Source organism: Ruegeria sp. HKCCD7221, assembly GCF_013031225.1.
Classification (GTDB): Bacteria; Pseudomonadota; Alphaproteobacteria; order Rhodobacterales; family Rhodobacteraceae; genus Ruegeria.
In genome coordinates, this window is record NZ_WPZE01000001.1 from 640748 (window position 1) to 657816 (window position 17069).

Sequence of the window (17069 nt, forward strand, 5' to 3'; positions counted from 1 at the left end):
GTTCCCCTTAGTGCAGGTTGGGCTGGTTGCCCGCGCCTTTTTCGTCGATCATCCGGCCAGTGCGGAACCGGTCCAGACGATAGGCGGTGGCAACGGGGTGCGGTTCATCTTTTGCCAGCAGGTGCGCAAAGCAATAGCCCGAGGCAGGCGTGGCCTTGAACCCTCCGTAGCACCAGCCGCCGTTGAAATAGAGCCCCTGAACCGGGGTGCGGTCGATGATCGGAGAGCCATCCATCGACATGTCCATCACACCACCCCACATCCGCAGTAATCGCGCGCGGCCGATCATGGGCATCAGGGCCATGCCGCCCTCACATACATCCTCGACCACAGGCAGATTGCCGCGTTGAGCATAGGTGTTATAGCCGTCGATATCGCCGCCAAAAACCAGCCCGCCCTTGTCGGATTGGCTGACATAGAAATGCCCCGCACCAAAGGTGATGACGCTGGGCAGAACGGGTTTTAGCCCCTCAGACACAAACGCCTGCAAGACGTGGCTTTCAATGGGCAGGCGCATCCCGGCCATGCCCATCACACGGCCCGAGTTTCCGGCGACCGCACAGCCCACTTTGCTGGCCCCGATAAAGCCCCGGCTGGTTTCGACCCCCAGACAGGTGCCGTTTTCGATCCGCAGGCCAGTGACCTCGCAATTTTGGATGATGTCGACCCCGTGTAAATCCGCCGACCTTGCGTAACCCCAAGCCACCGCGTCATGGCGGGCCGTGCCCGCGCGACGCTGAACCAGACCTCCCTTGATAGGAAAGCGTGCGTCGTCGAAATTTAGATAGGGATGCTCGGCCCTGACCTGGTCGGCGTCCAACAGTTCCGCATCCGCGCCGTTCAGGATCATCGCATTGCCGCGCCTTATATAGGCGTCGCGTTGTCCGTCGGTGTGATAAAGGTTGATGATCCCGCGCTGGCTCATCATGGCGTTATAGTTGACGTCCTGTTCCAACCTCTCCCACAGTTTTAGCGAGAACTCATAGAATGGCTCATTCCCGTCCAGCAAATAGTTCGAGCGTACAATCGTCGTGTTGCGCCCTACGTTGCCTCCCCCGATCCAGCCTTTCTCGACCACGGCCACGTTGCGCAGTCCATATACCTTGGACAGGTAATGCGCCGTGGCCAGACCATGACCACCGCCGCCAATGATGATGACGTCGTAGTGGGGCTTGGGCTCAGGCTCACGCCAGACCGGTTTCCAGCCCTTGTGACCGGTCAACGCCTCTTTGATGACTCGAAAGCCAGAATATCGCATGAATCGGACCTTTTTCGCCAGAATTCACTATTTTGGGGCGGTTGGATATCCTCAGATGCGACATCGACATGTCTGAATCAGACCCTTGCCTGAAAACGCACCAAGTCCGAGAACCAGTCGGCAAATTCGGACACTGACGCAGAGTCGCGTTGGACCGACAGGAAATACCCTTCGCTGGCCGCCGCGAGTTGATCAAAAGCGGGCTGAACGGCCCCGGTTTTCAGGGCATGAGCTGCGATGATCGAGTTTACCAAGGCCACACCGTTTCCAGCCACCGCGAGTTGCAGCGCCAAACCATAGGAATCCACAAAATAAGTTGGGTGCCCGACCTGTTGGCCAGTTACCTCGGACCACGAAGCCCAACTGTCGGAGGTTCCCACAGATTCAATTAAAGGCAAGGTTTGCAGATCACCAACTAACGAAGGTGCCTTGACTGGGATAAGGCGGTTCGGCTGCAAAGGAACCGCGTTCTTGCCGACCTGCTTTTCTGACCCGAACCTGATTTCGATATCCGCCCGCGAGGCCGCGTATTCGTCGGGCCAGATCGTGCTGACAAATCGCACTGATGTTTCGGGATGCTGCGACCTGAACCGTGGCAGGGCGGGTGCAATGACCCATTCGATTATACTGATCGAGGCCGCCACGGTGATATGCCGCTCTTTTTTCTCGGTCAGGTAGGGCGATGCGGCGGTCTCCAGCATCTCAAGCGCTGCTTCGATCTGTGGCAGCAGTTTTCGGCCTTCATCCGTCAGGGACAGCCCGCGCGCGTGCCGGTGAAACAGGACCACACCCAACCGCGTTTCCAGCGCGCGGATTTGCTGGCTGACGGCGGATTGCGTCAGGCCGATCTCATCAGCGGCAGCGGTAGAGCTTAGCCTGCGGGCGGCTGCTTCAAAGGACCTGAACCATGTAAGCGGGGGCAGTGTTTTTGCCATCGGTAACTGACCTATTAGTGATGGTAATACCTAAGGCTAAAGTTCTTTCGTTTGTCAAAAGATGATTCCGGCGGTGATATTTTGCCTGACTGAAAAAGGGGGCAACCGTGAAGCCAAACATCCGAAAAATCGTAACCTATGATGAGGAAGTTCTGGTCGAAGGATTTCGTAAAGCCGACCGTACTTGGCGCATGTTTGCCGTTGCAGCGGTTGTGTCGAACCCGTGGGCTGGTCGGTATGTCGACGATCTGCGCGCTGAAATCCTTGCTTATGGACCGATCTTGGGTGAACTGCTGACCAACCGAATGGTCGCGCTGGCCGGAGGGGGCGATGCGATCGAGGCCTATGGCAAAGCTGCTGTTGTCGGACTGGACGGCGAGGTCGAGCACGCCTCGGGTCTGATCCACACCCTGCATTTCGGGAATTTTTTCCGGCAGGCGGTTGGTGCGAAATCCTATCTGTCCTTCACTAATACACGCGGCCCCGCGAACACGCCGATCATGGTGCCGATGATGGATAAGAACGACGCGGGCCGTCGGTCGCATTACCTGACGCTGCAGTTTGCGATTCCCGACGCGCCGCGCGCTGATGAGGTTGTTGTGGTTCTGGGTGGTGCGACATCGGGACGGCCACATCATCGTATCGGAGACCGTTATCAGGATTTGAAGGATCTGGGTCATGACGTGGACAACCCGGCCTCGGTTTGAGTTTGGCGATCTTGCCGTCATAGAGTCAGGCGAGGGGCCGCTGGTCATCCTGTTACACGGGGTGGGCCTGCGGGCTGAGGCGTGGAATGCGCAGATTGATGCATTCGGCGCGGCAGGCTTCCGCGTTTTGTGTCCGGACATGTCTGGCCACGGTCGGTCACCCTTCTGTGACCCCGGTGGGCTGCTCAGCTACGTTAAAGCCGTTGAACCCCTGTTGTCCGAACCATCCGTTCTGGTCGGACATTCGATGGGCGCGTTGGTAGCGTTGTCGTTGGCCGCGTCTGGACATGAGCATGTCAGGGGTGTTGCGGCCCTGAATGCAGTTTACCGACGTGATCCCAAGGCGCGTGAGGCGGTTATTGCACGCGCCACTTCATTGAGTGCAGACGCATCGAATGATCCGTCAGGTACACTTAGACGCTGGTTCGGCGATCACGAGACCAAAGAACGCGAAGCCTGCGCCCAATGGCTGACCGAGGTGAACCCGGCGGCCTATAAAGCCGCCTACAGCGTCTTTGCTGAAAGCGATGGGTTGTCGGATGATGACCTATCCAAAATCACGTGTCCCGCGCTGTTCATGACAGGCGCGGACGAGCCGAACTCAACCCCCGCTATGTCCCGCAAGATGGCGGATCTGGTGGCGCAGGGACGTGCCGAGATCGTGCCCGGCGCGGCGCACATGATGCCAATGACTCATCCGGTTGAGGTGAATTCGTATCTGTTGGGGTTCGTGCAGGAGTGCCTGATATGACGACCATCGACCCAAGGGCGCTGCGCGACGCTTTCGGCAGCTTCATGACCGGCGTAACCGTTGTGACCACACTCGATCCCAATGGGGCTCCGGTCGGATTCACGGCAAACTCGTTTTCGTCCGTATCGCTGGATCCGCCTTTGTTGTTGGTTTGTCCGGGCAAATTTCTGTCCAGCCACGATGTTTTTGCCAAGTGCTCGCATTTCGCTGTCAACATCCTGTCTGAGGGTCAGCAGGAAGTGTCCAACACCTTTGCCAGTTACAAAGGCGACCGTTTTGCCAAGGTTGACCACTCCAGAGGGTTAGGTGACCTGCCGTTGATCCAAGGAGCACTGGCCCAGTTTTGTTGTGAAACACATACCGCTGTCCCTGCCGGGGATCATACGGTTTTGATCGGCCTAGTTCAGGAGTTTTCACACGCCAAGGGCAATGGTCTGGGTTATGTCGGCGGAGCGTATTTCAGCCTGGGTCTGGAGCGCGAGATCGACGCGAAAGAGCCAACGATCTGCGGTGCGTTGGTGCGGTCGAACCGCAATGTTTTGCTGGAGGTTCACAACGGTCGTTACCAACCGTTTCAGATCGCAGGTGTCGAACCCGGAGGGCAGCGCAACAGGCTGGCGCAAGGGCTGTCAGACCGTGGTGTGCCTGCGCGGGTCGATCAGGTGTATTCCTCGTTTAGCGACGCGGGAAGCGCGCTACACTATACGTTCTTTTTGGCAACCTGCCACGAAACCCCCGCAGTAGAAGGCACCAAATGGGTGTCGGTCGATGCACTGCCCAAGCTCACCTATACCACTCAAGCCATCCACGACATGATGACCCGCTTTGCGGTCGAGGCGCAGGAGGGGAATTTCTCTCTCTACCTTGGCGACGCGAAACAGGGTGACATCCACAGTTTGAATGAAGGAGCCCGTTGATGGAGTTTTCCCTGTTTGCCCATATGGAACGCCTGACGCCGCAGCAGCCTCATGACGTTCTTTACGATGAATTCGTTGGGCTTGTTAAAATGGCGGACGAGGGCGGGATGCGCGCGGTCTGGACGGGCGAGCATCATGGGATGGAGTTCACCATCGCGCCGAACCCATTTCTATCGTTGGTCGATCTGGCGCATCACACGCGCAACGTCCGTTTGGGGACTGGGACGGTTGTCGCCCCATTCTGGCATCCGATCAAACTGGCGGGTGAGGCAGCGGCAGCGGATCAGATCACCAAAGGACGAATAGAGTTGGGGATCGCGCGCGGGGCGTATTCCTTTGAATACGAACGCCTAATGCCGGGCATGGACGCGTGGGAAGCGGGTCAAAGGATGCGCGAGTCGACGCCGTTGTTGAAAGAAATCTGGCGAGGGGACTGTGCACATGATGGTGAGTTCTATTCCTTCCCCGCAACGACGTCCGCGCCGAAGCCATTGCAAGTGGACGGACCCCCGATCTGGATCGCAGCACGCGACCCCAACAGTCACGAGTTTGGCGTCCATAATGGGTTTAACATTCAGGTCACCCCCTTGTGGCAAGGCATGGAAGAGATCGAAACCCTGATGGGGCGGTTCAACGATGCCTGCGACAGCTATTATGGACCGCGCCCCAAAATCATGTTGCTTCATCACACATATGTCGGCGCTGATGAAGATGATGTTGCTCGGGGCGTCCAGGACTTGCGTCGGTATTACAATTATTTCGGTGCGTGGTTCTTGAACAAGCGCCCGATCACTCAGGGCTTGATTCAGCCGATCTCGCCAGACGAAATGGACGCGAACCCTATGTACACGACCGAGAAGCTGGCGGCCGATCTGACCGTCGGCACCCCGCAACAGGTCATCGACCGCATCAAGCGGTACGAAGATTTGGGCTATGATGAGTTTTCGTTCTGGATCGACAGTGGAATGACCAACGATCGCAAACGCGCGTCGTTGGCTCGGTTCATTGACGAAGTCATGCCGGTTTTTCAGTGAGGATCACGATGGGTAACTTGCCGCACTTTAAGCTTTTCATTGATGGCCGCCGGACCGAAGGCGCGTCGACACAGGTTATGACGTCTGAAAACCCGGCTACCAGTCAGGGTTGGGCGACCTTCGCCTGCGCCGCGCCCGAGGATGTTGACCGCGCTGTCGCAGCAGCAAAACGCGCGTTGGACGATCCGCTGTGGCGCGATCTGTCAGCAACCGCTCGGGGGAAACTGCTGTATCGACTGGCTGATCTGGTTGCCGAAAACGCATCGCGTCTGGCCGAGCTTGAGACAACGGACAGCGGTAAGTTGCTGGCGGAAACTGCGGCGCAAACGGGGTATGTCGCGGACTATTATCGGTATTTCGCGGGGTTGGCTGATAAGGTCGAGGGGACGGTTCTGCCAATCGACAAACCGGACATGCACGTGTTTACGACGCGCGAACCGATTGGAGTGGTCGCCGCGATCGTGCCGTGGAACGCGCAGATGTTCCTGACGGCAACAAAACTAGGCCCCGCTCTTGCGGCTGGGTGCGCCGTGGTTCTGAAAGCCTCGGAAATCGCACCGGCCCCGATGCTGGAATTCGCTCGATTGATCGATGAGGCCGGCTTTCCGCCAGGTGTTGTGTCGGTTATCACAGGGGATGCCGAAAATTGCGCCATACCCCTGACGCGCCATCCTGACGTGGATCGCATCGCTTTTACAGGCGGGCCGGAAACCGCGCGCCACGTTGTGCGAAACTCGGCTGAGAATTTCGCGGTTACCTCTTTGGAACTGGGCGGTAAATCCCCGATACTGGTGTTTGAGGACGCGGATCTGGATGGGGCGGCGAACGGCTTGATTGCAGGTAACTTCGGCGCGTCCGGCCAAAGCTGCGTCGCGGGAACCCGTGGGCTGGTGCACCGGCCTGTTCTGGATGCTCTGATAGAGCGGATCGAAGAAAAATCCCGCGCGATTCAGGTGGGTGATCCTTTGCATGGGGACACGCATGTTGGCCCGCTCTGCACGCAAGCTCAGGTTCGCAAGATCCAAGAGACGCTGGCTGCAGCACGCGGGCAGGGCGCTGTGATCCGGTTCGGTGGGGATACCGCAGACAGGCTGGGGAATTACATGAATCCGACGCTGGTTCAGTGCAGCTCGCCCGAAACGGAGACCCTGAAGGTCGAAATGTTTGGCCCTGTGATGTCCCTATTGCCGTTTGATACCGAGGAGGAGGCCATATCGCTGGCAAATGCCACACCCTACGGGCTTGGATCTGGCGTTTTTACGCAGAACCTTGCGCGCGCGCACAGGGTTTCCAAGCGGATCAGGGCTGGTATCTGCTGGGTAAATACGTATCGCGCAATCTCGCCCATCGCGCCGTTTGGCGGGTTCAATCAATCCGGCTATGGGCGCGAGGCCGGGGTCGAGGCGGTTTTGGATTACACACGGACCAAAACAACATGGATCAGCACCGCGCAAGAGCCGATGGCGAACCCGTTTGTAATGCGCTAAGTCTGGGCCGAAACAGGGAAGGGAGTATGCCCGTGAAATTGAAGAACCCGCATTTCAGGGCGCCAACAGACGCAAACCAGCGCAAGGGTATCCCTCCGGTCATCTGCTATTCGCCAGATACGTTGCCGCAACCTGATTTGGGCGCGCTGAGCACGCTTAGGCAGCAGGCATCCAAGATTGCCGAGGTGACTGCCGCACCGCGGGACGCGGCCTGCATAGATGTGCCTGCCGGCGCTTTCGTTCGGGTTATTTCGGTCGATGGCCCACAGGTCGGCGATCTGAATATGTGGAACAAACATGACCTGTCTGAGCGGTTCTATTCCGGCAAAACCCGCGCCCTGCACGGGACACATCTGTCGACCGGGGATCGCATGTGGTCCAGCTTTCCCAACATGCGCCCAATGGCGACCATCGTGGGTGATACGTTGGACTGGTACGGGTTTGACGAATTTGGCGGCTCTGTTCATGACGTGATCGGCACGCGTTGTGATCCCTATACGGGCCGCCTTCTGTCTGGCGACGACTATCACTATTGCTGCCACTCGAACCTGACGCGGGCTCTGGCCAGCCATTGCGACCTGCCGCTTCATGAGGCGGAAATGCATGTGCATGACGTTCTGAATGTGTTCATGTGCACGGGGTTCACGCGCGATACCGGACAGTATTTCATGAAAGCCAGCCCAGTGCGCCCCGGCGATTTTCTGGAATTCTACGCTGAGATTGATCTGATCGTCGGGCTTTCGGCCTGTCCGGGAGGGGACTGTTCGTCCGAGCACTCCTCGGATTCCGCGGCCTGCTATCCGTTGCTGATTGAGGTGTATGATCCGGGGCAAGACGCGCGAGATGCGCATGTCCAGCCCGCACGATCAGCTTATGATCGTTCTCACGGCGCAGGCTAGGCGGTCATTCGACGCCCCAAGCGGTCGAGCATCCGACAGCAAAGCTCAAGCTGTTCAATCTCGACATATTCGTCTGCTTTATGGGCTTGGGTGATTGATCCCGGCCCGCAGACAATTGCCTGAACCCCAAGCTGTTGAAACAGCCCCGCTTCTGTCGCGAATGAAACGACGCCCGTGCCGTTGGCACCGGTCAGCTCGGCCACAAGGTCTCGGGCTGCGTTTTTGTCCATCGGTTCAAGGCCTGCAACTTCGGCGACGGCCTGTTGCGTAATATTGGCGGCGCTGTGCACGGCCTGCATTTCAGGCAGCAACGTGCGTTTGACATAGTCGGACAGAGTGCGCTTGACCAGATCCGCATCGCTGGACTGAACGGGCCGCATTTCCCAAGCAACCTCGGCTTTGCTGGCGATCACATTGTGCGCGACACCACCGGAAATACGCCCGATATTCACGGTCGTCCAAGGTGGTTCGAACGGGCTGCCGGATGGTGCGCGGGATTTCAGGACTTGCCGCAATTCTAGCAGTTTTCCGATATAGCGGGCTGCATACTCAGCCGCGTTTACTCCGTCATCCGGGGCTGAGCTGTGCCCTTCGAGCCCGATAAAGGACGTGGTGTATTCATAGCAGCCCTTGTGGCCCTCAATCACGCGCATTTCTGTCGGTTCACCTATGATGGCGATATCTGGAACGATGCCACGCTCGGACAGGTCATCCACCAGATTGCGCGCGCCAAGGCACCCGGTTTCCTCGTCATAGGTGAACGAGAAATGCAGCGGTTGGGTCAACTGCTTCGCATCAAGAGTTTCCGCAAAAGCCAAGGCCGCGGCTATGAACCCCTTCATGTCGCAGGTACCGCGCCCATACAGCTTTCCGTCACGCTCGACCATCTGGAACGGATCGCTGGTCCAGTCTTGATCGGCCACGGGAACAACATCCGTATGTCCAGACAAAACAATACCGCCATCCATCTCTGGCCCAAGCGTGGCAAAGACGTTGGCCTTTGTTCCGGTCGCATCCTGAGTCTGAATACACCGCGCACCCAGTGCCGTAAGAAAGTCGGTCAAATAGTGGATGATCTCAAGATTGCTATCCGCCGAAACCGTTTCAAACGCGATCAAATCGGACAGGATTTCCTTGGTTCTTTGCAATGTCATGGCTTTACGAACAGTTTGCGGGGGCGGTCACAGAAACACTCTGCTGGCCCGGATTCGGTGATCAGGATGGACTCGGTGATCTCAAGCCCCCAGTCATCCATCCAAAGGCCGGGCATGAAATGGAAGGTCATGCCGGGTTCAAGAACGGTTTCATCCTCGGGTCGAAGGGATATGGTGCGCTCGCCCCAATCTGGCGGATAGCTGAGGCCAACAGGATAGCCGCACCGCGCGCCGCGTTCGATCCCGGAGCGTTCCAGCGGCGCGGCCAACGCAAGCGCAATATCGCGGGCCTGATTGCCCGCGCGGGCTGCATTCAAGCCTGCTTCGAGCCCCTCAACCAACGCTGCTTCGGCGCGCAGCAGGTGATCAGGTGGCTGACCAAGGAACACCGACCGGCAAAACGGGGTATGATAGCGGCGATAGCAGCCAGAAAGTTCAAAGAACGTGCACTCACCCGATCTGAATGGCGCGCCATCCCAAGTTAGGTGGGGTGCCGCCGCGTCTGGCCCCGACGGAAGCAAGGGCACAATGGCCGCATAGTCACCCCAATTCCCGTCAGCGCCATGAATTGCGTCGCTGTAAATCTGGGCCACTAATTCGTTTTTTCTAAGCCCCGGTTCCACGCGTTCCAGAACGCCGTCGATAATATGTTCTGAGATACGCGCGGCCTTGCGCATCAAGACAATCTCTTCGTCGGACTTAACCGCGCGTTGCCAATTGATCAGCGCGTTTGCGTCAATCAGTTCGGCGTTGGGAAGCTCTGCCTGAAGGGTCAGGTGGGCCTTGGCCGAATAATAGTAGTTGTCTAATTCGACACCGATACGCCCGTCGGCAAGACCGCAATCTGCAATTAACGCTGCAAGGTCCTGCATCGGGTGACGAACGGTCGACTGAACATATTCGTCCGCATAGCCGCGAATGCGGTCGTTCGTCATCCAGACAGTGCGGCGTGCCCCGTTGGCATCCTGACCTCGACCCCACCAGATCGGATCGGCATCGTGTAAAACCACGACGCCTTGATGCACGTAGAACGACCAGCCCTCATACCCCGTCAGCCACGCCATGTTCGAGGGGTCTTCGACAAACAGCGCGTCCAGGCCAGCCTTTGCCATCGCCGCGCGCGTCTTGGTCATGCGGCGGTCATACTCTGCCTGAGTAAATGCCGGATCAGCGTGGGCCATGGGCTGCTCCTGTCTGGTGTGAAGTCTTGTTGACAGAACTTGACGAAATCGGTCACGTCAATGGGCAACACAGGAAAGGCAGGCAATTGAAGATCTCATCCAACCCGTATCGCGGTGGTCAGAAACTGATCCCAGAGGCGCCATTCCCCTCAACCGATGCCGCGCGAGTTGCGGCCCTGTTGGGTCAGTGCCCCGCGGCCGCTGAAACTCCGCTGACTGAGGTTGGCGGCCTTGCCGGTGTCGCAAATCTCTGGGTGAAGGATGAGCGTGGGCGGATGAACCTTGGGTCGTTCAAGGCATTGGGCGCGGCTTATGTGATTGCGCGCCACGCTGCGGATATCTCCGACGCCCCCGACGATACAACCTTAACCGGGCGGACCTATGTGACCGCCAGCGCGGGCAATCACGGCATGAGTGTTGCGGCTGGTGCGCGGATATTTGGTGCAGATGCAGTGGTGTATATCGCTGAAACTGTGCCCGAAAGCTTTGCGGATCGCTTGCGGTCTCAGAACGCGCGGGTCGTGCGTCAGGGTGTTGATTATGCGGCCAGTATGGAGGCCGCGGCGCAGGCCGCTCGGGATAATGGCTGGACGTTGCTGTCTGACAGTTCCTGGCCCGGCTACTATGAACTGCCGCATATCCTGATGGAAGGCTACCTGCAAATGGCGGCCGAGGCCGTGCGTCAATGCCCACAGGTGCCCACGCATATCTTCTTGCAGGCTGGCGTAGGTGGGTTGGCAGGGGCCGTCGCCGCCTATGCCCGCCATGTATGGAAAGATGCTCCTCAGATTGTCGTGGTCGAGCCCGAGGCCGCGCCCGCTTTGCAGGCCAGTATCGAGGCGGGCGCGTGTGTCTTCGCCGATGGGCCAGACAGCGTAATGGGCCGCCTTGACTGTAAAGAGCCGTCGCTGATTGCGCTGAATGGTCTGGCACGAGACGCGGATATGTTTCTGACGCTCTCGGATGAAGAAGTTCTGCGCTATCTGCCGGCAATGGCCAAGGCAGGCATCGCAACAACGGCGTCTGGCGGAGCAGGGATCGCGGCGGTTATGAATGCTGGCCTGCGCACTGAATTGGGTATTGGCCCCGAGGCGCGGGTTCTATGCTTTTTGTCCGAGATCGCCGAATGAAGGGGTTTGAGGATACCGAATTCGCGGCACGCACCGAACGTGCCCAGCGTTTGATGAGCGAGCATGGGCTTTCGGCATTGCTCTTAACCACCGAGCCCGAAGTGCGCTATTTCACAGGTTACTTGACCCGGTTCTGGGAAAGTCCGACGCGCCCTTGGTTCCTGATCGTGCCTGCATCTGGCAGACCCATTGCCGTCATTCCTTCGATTGGCGCGGCGCTGATGGGACAAACGTGGATTGATGATATCCGTACGTGGAGCTCGCCGGATCTAAGCGATGATGGGATCAGCCTGCTGGCAGACACACTACGAGAGGTGACTCAGCCTGGTGACCGTATAGGATTGCCTGACGGTCATGAAACACATGCCCGAATACCCCTGGCCGATCTTTATCGCTTGAAACAGTTGGCGGACGATCGCGTATTTGCAGGCGACGCGGGTATTTTGCGCAGGCTCCGAATGGTGAAATCCGAAGCCGAGATTGCAAAGATCGAAGCGGCTTGCACCATCGCGGGCCGTGCCTTCGCGCGTGTCCCAGAAATTGCGGGAGCCGGTGTCACGGTTGCCTCTGTTTTTCGCCACTTTCAGATGTTGTGTTTGGAAGAAGGGGCGGATTGGGTGCCTTACCTCGCCGGAGGCGCGGAACAGGGCGGGTATGCAGACGTGATTTCACCAGCCCGAGATACCGCTATGGCACCCGGAGATGTTCTGATGTTGGACACGGGATTGGTTTGGGACGGCTATTATTGCGATTATGACCGCAACTGGTCGATCGGTCCGGCCAGGGCAGATGTCAAATCGGCTTATGCAACCTTGATTGAGGCGATCGACGCCGCTTTTGAAGTCGCCCGTGCAGGCGCGCGTGCGTGCGATGTGTATCATGCGATGAACTCAGTTCTGTCACGCCAAAGCGGGGACACCGGGGCAGGTCGGTTGGGGCATGGGCTTGGAATGTCATTGACAGAGTGGCCGTCGCTCATACCCGGCGATGAAACAGTTCTTGAGGCTGGTATGGTACTGACGCTTGAACCCGGCATCGCAGTTGGTGACAAAATTCTGGTTCACGAGGAAAACATAGTTATCACCGAAGACGCGCCGCGATTTATCAGTCCTAAGTCTGGGACGGAGTTGATTGAGATATGAGTTACTTACCATACACTCTTGATGCAGATGACCCATCCGTCAATCCGCTTGGTTTGATTGTCCTGCAAACAGACGAAACAATCGAGCCCGAGTTCGGCGCCTATTTCGCGGATCGCAGCGTTCCGCTTTACGTATCAAGGATTCCAAGCGGGGCCGAAGTCACGACGGACACCCTGTCAGAAATGGAGAAATCATTGCCTGCGGCTGCGGACCTGTTGCCAAAAATTCGGCCGTACAAGGTTGTGGGATATGGCTGCACCTCAGCCAGTTCTGTGATTGGCTCAGATCAGGTTGAACGGATGGTTCAGCGCACATGTGACGTTGCAACCGTCACGAATCCTTTGCGCGCAGCTTCGGCCTGTGCCGCAGAACTTGGGGTTTCGAAATTCGCGCTTTTGTCCCCATATATCGAAGAAGTGAACGAACCTCTTCGACATGCTTTCTCTCAAAATGGGATTTCGATGGATGTTTTTGGCTCTTTTGGGGAGGCAGAGGAATCCAAAGTCGTGCGGATATCCCAACGATCCGTCACCGATGCCGCCATCCGGCTGGGTTCTGATTCGGCGGTCGAAGCTGTTTTCATAAGTTGCACGAATCTCAGAACTTTTGACGCGATCCCGGAAATCGAAAAACAGCTTGGTAAGCCCGTGCTTTCCAGCAATCAGAGCCTTGCCTGGCACATGCGGCACCTGAATTCCGCCTGAATATCAGGCGCGTGCCAATTTCTTTGTCATTCTCTAGACATATTTTGGTTGCGCGACGCGTCCCGCTTGTCCTTAAATGGGCCGGACAGGTCTTTGAGATCCGGATGAACCGGGCAACCAAGGACGGCACAGGGGAGCCAAGTTGGTAATGACTAATGACGCAGCGTTCGTCGAATTTCAGCGTGTCCAGAAATCTTATGATGGCGAAATACTCGTCGTAAAAGATTTAAATCTTTCAATGCCAAAGGGGGAATTCCTCACGATGCTGGGCCCGTCGGGTTCCGGCAAAACGACGTGTTTGATGATGCTTGCCGGTTTTGAAACGGCAACGCATGGCGAGATCATGTTGGACGGGCGACCGATCAACAACATCCCACCGCATAAGCGCGGCATTGGCATGGTTTTCCAAAACTATGCGCTGTTCCCGCACATGACTGTCGCCGAGAACCTATCATTCCCGCTTGAGGTTCGGAAGATTGGCAAGGATGAGCGCGAAGAAAAGGTCAAACGCGCTTTGGATATGGTTCAGATGGGTGCCTTTGGCAGTCGTCGCCCTGCGCAATTGTCGGGTGGCCAACAGCAGCGTATCGCTCTTGCACGTGCCTTGGTGTTTGAGCCTGAGCTTGTCTTGATGGACGAACCGCTGGGGGCCTTGGACAAGCAACTGCGTGAGCATATGCAATTCGAAATCACACGTCTGGCTCATGAGTTGGGGATCACAACTGTTTACGTGACCCACGATCAGACCGAAGCCCTGACAATGTCGGATCGTGTCGCCGTGTTTGACGACGGACGCATTCAGCAACTAGCGCCGCCGGATCTGCTGTACGAAGAGCCTGAAAACAGCTTTGTCGCCCAGTTCATTGGGGAAAACAACACGTTGGAAGGTGTTGTTAAATCTATCGATGGCGACTCTTGCGTGGTCACACTTGACGATGGTTCTGAAATTGACGCCAAGCCAGTGAACGTCACCAAGGCGGGTGAGCGGACCAAGGTGTCGATCCGGCCTGAGCGTGTTGAATTCAACAAAGATCGCCTGCACGCCGATGCCCACACTCTGAAGGCAACGGTGAAGGAGTTCATCTATATGGGTGACGTGTTCCGTTTCCGCCTGTCAGTGGCGGGCAATGATGACTTCATCATCAAGACCCGGAACGCACCTGACGCCATCAGGCTGTCCCCCGGCCAAGAGGTCGAGATCGGCTGGCTGGCGCATGATTGCCGGGCGCTTGACGCCTGAGGCATGAATACCCCGCCGTTGCGGGGCAAGAGTTGGCCGGGTTGCCCCGTGACCCGGTCTCAAAATCTAAATTTAACGGGTATAACAGGGAGTTAAACATGAAAGTTAAAACCACTCTGATGGCAAGCGCAGTTGCTGCCGTTGCCGGTGGCGCGATGGCCGAAGAGATGACCATCGTCTCCTGGGGCGGCGCGTATTCCAAGTCGCAGCTCAAAGCGTATCACGAACCCTATTCGGAAAAGACCGGCGTCACCATCCTAAATGATGACAGCTCGGCCGAGGCCGTTGCAAAGCTGCGCGCGATGAATGAAGCGGGCAACATCACTTGGGATGTGGTGGACGTTGTTGCCGCGGACGCGATCCGTCTGTGCGATGAAGGTCTGGCGCTTGAAATCGACTTTGACAGCCAACTTGCCGCTGCACCGGACGGGACACCGGCGTCCGAAGATTTCGGCGATCTTCTGGTTAGCGACTGCTTTATTCCGCAGATCGTGTATTCGACTACATTCGGCTATCGCACCGATCTGGTAGGCGATAACCCTCCGACCGAGATCTGCGCCGTTTTCGATCTGGAGAACTATCCGGGCAAGCGCTCGCTTGAAAAGCGTCCGATCAACAACATGGAATGGGCGCTACTGTGTGACGGCGTGGCCAAAGAAGACGTGTATGATGTTCTGGCAACACCGGAAGGTCAGGATCAGGCGCTGGCCAAGCTGGGCACCATCAAGGACAACGTTGTTTGGTGGTCTGCCGGTGCCGACACGCCGCAGTTGTTGGCCGACGGCGAAGTCATCATGGGCTCGACCTATAACGGTCGTCTGTTCAGCGTGATCGAAGAGCAGAAACAGCCCGTCGCAATGTTGTGGGACGCGCAGGTGTTCGATCTGGACGGCTGGATCATCCCCGCCGGTCTGAGCGAAGAGCGTCAGCAGCGCGCGTTGGACTACATCATGTTCGCAACCGACACACAGCGTCTGGCGGATCAGGCCAAGTACATCTCGTACGGTCCGGCCCGTGCGTCTTCGGCGCCGCTGGTGGGTCAGCACGCCGATCTGGGTATCGACATGGCGCCGCATATGCCGACCGATCCGGAGAACGCCAAGAACACGTTCCTGTACAACTACGAGTTCTGGGCTGACTACCGCGACGACATCGACGCCAAGTTCCAGGCGTGGTTGGCGCAATAAGCCTGCTTTAAGTCATTGGTCGGGGCCGTCATTGGCCCCGATCCACCAAAAAAGACCAAGGGACGCAGATGACTGACGCAACTCAATCCGGTCCGATGCTGGCCGCCGATGGCACGCCGCTGAAGAAATCTCTGGCGCGGTCTTTGCGCCGCCGCAAGCTGAGGGCGCTGGCCCTGATTGCGCCGCTGCTGCTGTTTGTCCTGCTTTCCTTTGTGATCCCGATCATGTCTATGCTGTTCCGCTCGGTCGAAAACAGCATCGTGGCCGACACGCTGCCTTTGACTGTGGTCGAATTACGCAATTGGGATGCCGACAGCGGTGAACTTCCGGATGAGGCGCTTTATGCGGCCTTCACCAAGGACATGATCACCGCGATCGACGAGAAAACGCACACCCGTCTGGGCTCGCGTTTGAACTATGAACAAACGGGTATGTCGTCGATGTTCCGCCGGTCTGGTCGTCAGATCAAAAAGTTGGATCCGGAAACAGACGGCCCGTTCAAAGATAAGCTGATTGATATTCATGATGGCTGGGGGGATGTTGAGACTTGGCGCACGATCAAGACGCACGCGGTTCCCATCACTAACGGCTATTTCCTGAATGCAATCGACATGCGCCGCACCCCCGAAGGGGCGCAGGCGCAACCTGAAGATAAGCAAATTCTGATCAAGCTGTTTGGCCGCACGCTGATGATGTCGCTGATTATTACGGCGTCTTGTATCCTGCTGGCTTACCCAGTGTCCTATCTGTTGGCGACGCTGCCGATGCGTGTGTCGAACCTGTTGATGATCCTTGTGTTGTTACCTTTCTGGACGTCACTTCTGGTGCGAACCTCGGCGTGGAAGGTGATGTTGCAACAGCAGGGCGTGATCAACGAAACGCTGGTCTGGCTGGGGCTGGTGGCTGATGATGCGCGATTGGTGATCATCAACAACCAATTCGGGACGATCATTGCGATGACGCATATCTTGCTGCCGTTTATGATCTTGCCGATGTATTCGGTGATGCAGACCATTCCAGACTCTTACACACGCGCGGCAAAATCCATGGGCGCGACCAACTGGACGACCTTCTGGCGCATCTACTTCCCGCAATCCATTCCAGGCATCGGCGCAGGGTCGATCCTCGTGTTCATCCTCGCAATCGGCTACTACATCACGCCCGAGATCGTGGGCGGCACCAAGGGTGTCTTCATCTCGAACCGGATCGCTTATCACATCTCGTCCTCGTTGAACTGGGGGCTGGCGGCGGCCTTGGGTACGATCCTGCTGGCGGTCGTTCTGTTACTCTACTGGTGCTATGACAAGATCGTGGGCATCGACAACGTGAAGCTGGGATAAAGA

General features: G+C 57.4%; 16 protein-coding genes. 12 read left to right on the forward strand and 4 right to left on the reverse strand.

Annotation, left to right across the window (positions count from 1 at the left end):
* Positions 1-7: 7 nt before the first annotated feature.
* Complete coding sequence (locus GOX73_RS03135) at positions 8-1258, reverse strand: sarcosine oxidase subunit beta family protein (RefSeq protein ID WP_171123090.1); 1251 nt, start codon at positions 1256-1258, stop codon at positions 8-10.
* A gap of 77 nt (positions 1259-1335) precedes the next feature.
* Complete coding sequence (locus tag GOX73_RS03140; RefSeq protein WP_171123092.1) at positions 1336-2193, reverse strand: LysR family transcriptional regulator; 858 nt, start codon at positions 2191-2193, stop codon at positions 1336-1338.
* A gap of 107 nt (positions 2194-2300) precedes the next feature.
* On the opposite strand from GOX73_RS03140, the gene GOX73_RS03145 reads away from it, so the two are divergent.
* From GOX73_RS03145 to GOX73_RS03170, 6 genes are read left to right on the forward strand one after another with little or no spacing between them, the layout of a single operon-like run.
* Complete coding sequence (locus tag GOX73_RS03145) at positions 2301-2900, forward strand: amino acid synthesis family protein (protein WP_171121236.1); 600 nt, start codon at positions 2301-2303, stop codon at positions 2898-2900.
* Entirely contained in the window at positions 2872-3651 is a 780-nt protein-coding gene (locus GOX73_RS03150; protein WP_171123094.1) for an alpha/beta fold hydrolase, read from the forward strand. The genes GOX73_RS03145 and GOX73_RS03150 overlap by 29 nt, the downstream gene beginning before the upstream one ends.
* Entirely contained in the window at positions 3648-4568 is a 921-nt protein-coding gene (locus tag GOX73_RS03155) for a flavin reductase family protein (protein WP_171123096.1), read from the forward strand. Before GOX73_RS03150 ends, GOX73_RS03155 begins: the two co-directional genes overlap by 4 nt.
* On the forward strand, positions 4568-5602 hold the full coding sequence (locus GOX73_RS03160) for an LLM class flavin-dependent oxidoreductase (protein ID WP_171123098.1): 1035 nt from the start codon (positions 4568-4570) through the stop codon (positions 5600-5602). Before GOX73_RS03155 ends, GOX73_RS03160 begins: the two co-directional genes overlap by 1 nt.
* An 8-nt stretch (positions 5603-5610) precedes the next feature.
* Positions 5611-7089 carry an aldehyde dehydrogenase gene (locus GOX73_RS03165; RefSeq protein ID WP_171123100.1) on the forward strand — a complete coding sequence of 493 codons (1479 nt, stop codon included), beginning with the start codon at positions 5611-5613 and terminating at the stop codon, positions 7087-7089.
* A 26-nt stretch (positions 7090-7115) separates the two neighbouring features.
* Positions 7116-7988, forward strand: a complete 873-nt coding sequence (locus GOX73_RS03170; protein ID WP_171123102.1) for a DUF1989 domain-containing protein — start codon at positions 7116-7118, stop codon at positions 7986-7988.
* On the opposite strand, the gene argE is transcribed toward GOX73_RS03170, so the two are convergent.
* A complete protein-coding gene (argE, locus tag GOX73_RS03175; RefSeq protein WP_171123104.1) occupies positions 7985-9142 on the reverse strand; it encodes an acetylornithine deacetylase in 1158 nt (385 codons plus the stop codon). The two genes, GOX73_RS03170 and argE, sit on opposite strands and share 4 nt — an antisense overlap.
* On the reverse strand, positions 9139-10323 hold the full coding sequence (locus GOX73_RS03180; protein WP_171123106.1) for a M24 family metallopeptidase: 1185 nt from the start codon (positions 10321-10323) through the stop codon (positions 9139-9141). The genes argE and GOX73_RS03180 overlap by 4 nt, the downstream gene beginning before the upstream one ends.
* 86 nt (positions 10324-10409) lie before the next feature.
* On the opposite strand from GOX73_RS03180, the gene GOX73_RS03185 reads away from it, so the two are divergent.
* From GOX73_RS03185 to GOX73_RS03210, 6 genes are all read left to right on the forward strand, one after another.
* A complete protein-coding gene (locus tag GOX73_RS03185) occupies positions 10410-11453 on the forward strand; it encodes a pyridoxal-phosphate dependent enzyme (protein ID WP_171123586.1) in 1044 nt (347 codons plus the stop codon).
* Positions 11450-12595 (forward strand): Xaa-Pro peptidase family protein, encoded by a 1146-nt coding sequence (locus tag GOX73_RS03190; RefSeq protein WP_171123108.1) that lies wholly within the window; start codon positions 11450-11452, stop codon positions 12593-12595. Before GOX73_RS03185 ends, GOX73_RS03190 begins: the two co-directional genes overlap by 4 nt.
* Positions 12592-13299 (forward strand): aspartate/glutamate racemase family protein, encoded by a 708-nt coding sequence (locus GOX73_RS03195; protein WP_171123110.1) that lies wholly within the window; start codon positions 12592-12594, stop codon positions 13297-13299. The genes GOX73_RS03190 and GOX73_RS03195 overlap by 4 nt, the downstream gene beginning before the upstream one ends.
* A 148-nt stretch (positions 13300-13447) precedes the next feature.
* Positions 13448-14539 carry an ABC transporter ATP-binding protein gene (locus GOX73_RS03200; protein WP_171123112.1) on the forward strand — a complete coding sequence of 364 codons (1092 nt, stop codon included), beginning with the start codon at positions 13448-13450 and terminating at the stop codon, positions 14537-14539.
* 98 nt (positions 14540-14637) lie between these two features.
* Positions 14638-15726: an extracellular solute-binding protein gene (locus GOX73_RS03205; RefSeq protein WP_171121247.1), complete on the forward strand. Its 1089-nt coding sequence runs from the start codon at positions 14638-14640 to the stop codon at positions 15724-15726.
* A gap of 68 nt (positions 15727-15794) precedes the next feature.
* Complete coding sequence (locus GOX73_RS03210) at positions 15795-17066, forward strand: ABC transporter permease (protein WP_170649476.1); 1272 nt, start codon at positions 15795-15797, stop codon at positions 17064-17066.
* The last annotated feature ends 3 nt before the right edge of the window (positions 17067-17069 follow it).

Excerpts from the sequence above, each read along its gene's own strand:
- GOX73_RS03135 (WP_171123090.1), bottom strand. The coding sequence starts at position 1,258 with ATGCGATATTCTGGCTTTCGAGTCATCAAAGAGGCGTTGACCGGTCAC.
- GOX73_RS03140 (WP_171123092.1), bottom strand. The coding sequence starts at position 2,193 with ATGGCAAAAACACTGCCCCCGCTTACATGGTTCAGGTCCTTTGAAGCA.
- GOX73_RS03150 (WP_171123094.1), top strand. The coding sequence starts at position 2,872 with ATGACGTGGACAACCCGGCCTCGGTTTGAGTTTGGCGATCTTGCCGTC.
- GOX73_RS03155 (WP_171123096.1), top strand. The coding sequence starts at position 3,648 with ATGACGACCATCGACCCAAGGGCGCTGCGCGACGCTTTCGGCAGCTTC.
- GOX73_RS03160 (WP_171123098.1), top strand. The coding sequence starts at position 4,568 with ATGGAGTTTTCCCTGTTTGCCCATATGGAACGCCTGACGCCGCAGCAG.
- GOX73_RS03165 (WP_171123100.1), top strand. The coding sequence starts at position 5,611 with ATGGGTAACTTGCCGCACTTTAAGCTTTTCATTGATGGCCGCCGGACC.
- GOX73_RS03170 (WP_171123102.1), top strand. The coding sequence starts at position 7,116 with ATGCCCGTGAAATTGAAGAACCCGCATTTCAGGGCGCCAACAGACGCA.
- argE (WP_171123104.1), bottom strand. The coding sequence starts at position 9,142 with ATGACATTGCAAAGAACCAAGGAAATCCTGTCCGATTTGATCGCGTTT.
- GOX73_RS03180 (WP_171123106.1), bottom strand. The coding sequence starts at position 10,323 with ATGGCCCACGCTGATCCGGCATTTACTCAGGCAGAGTATGACCGCCGC.
- GOX73_RS03190 (WP_171123108.1), top strand. The coding sequence starts at position 11,450 with ATGAAGGGGTTTGAGGATACCGAATTCGCGGCACGCACCGAACGTGCC.
- GOX73_RS03195 (WP_171123110.1), top strand. The coding sequence starts at position 12,592 with ATGAGTTACTTACCATACACTCTTGATGCAGATGACCCATCCGTCAAT.
- GOX73_RS03200 (WP_171123112.1), top strand. The coding sequence starts at position 13,448 with ATGACTAATGACGCAGCGTTCGTCGAATTTCAGCGTGTCCAGAAATCT.
- GOX73_RS03205 (WP_171121247.1), top strand. The coding sequence starts at position 14,638 with ATGAAAGTTAAAACCACTCTGATGGCAAGCGCAGTTGCTGCCGTTGCC.
- GOX73_RS03210 (WP_170649476.1), top strand. The coding sequence starts at position 15,795 with ATGACTGACGCAACTCAATCCGGTCCGATGCTGGCCGCCGATGGCACG.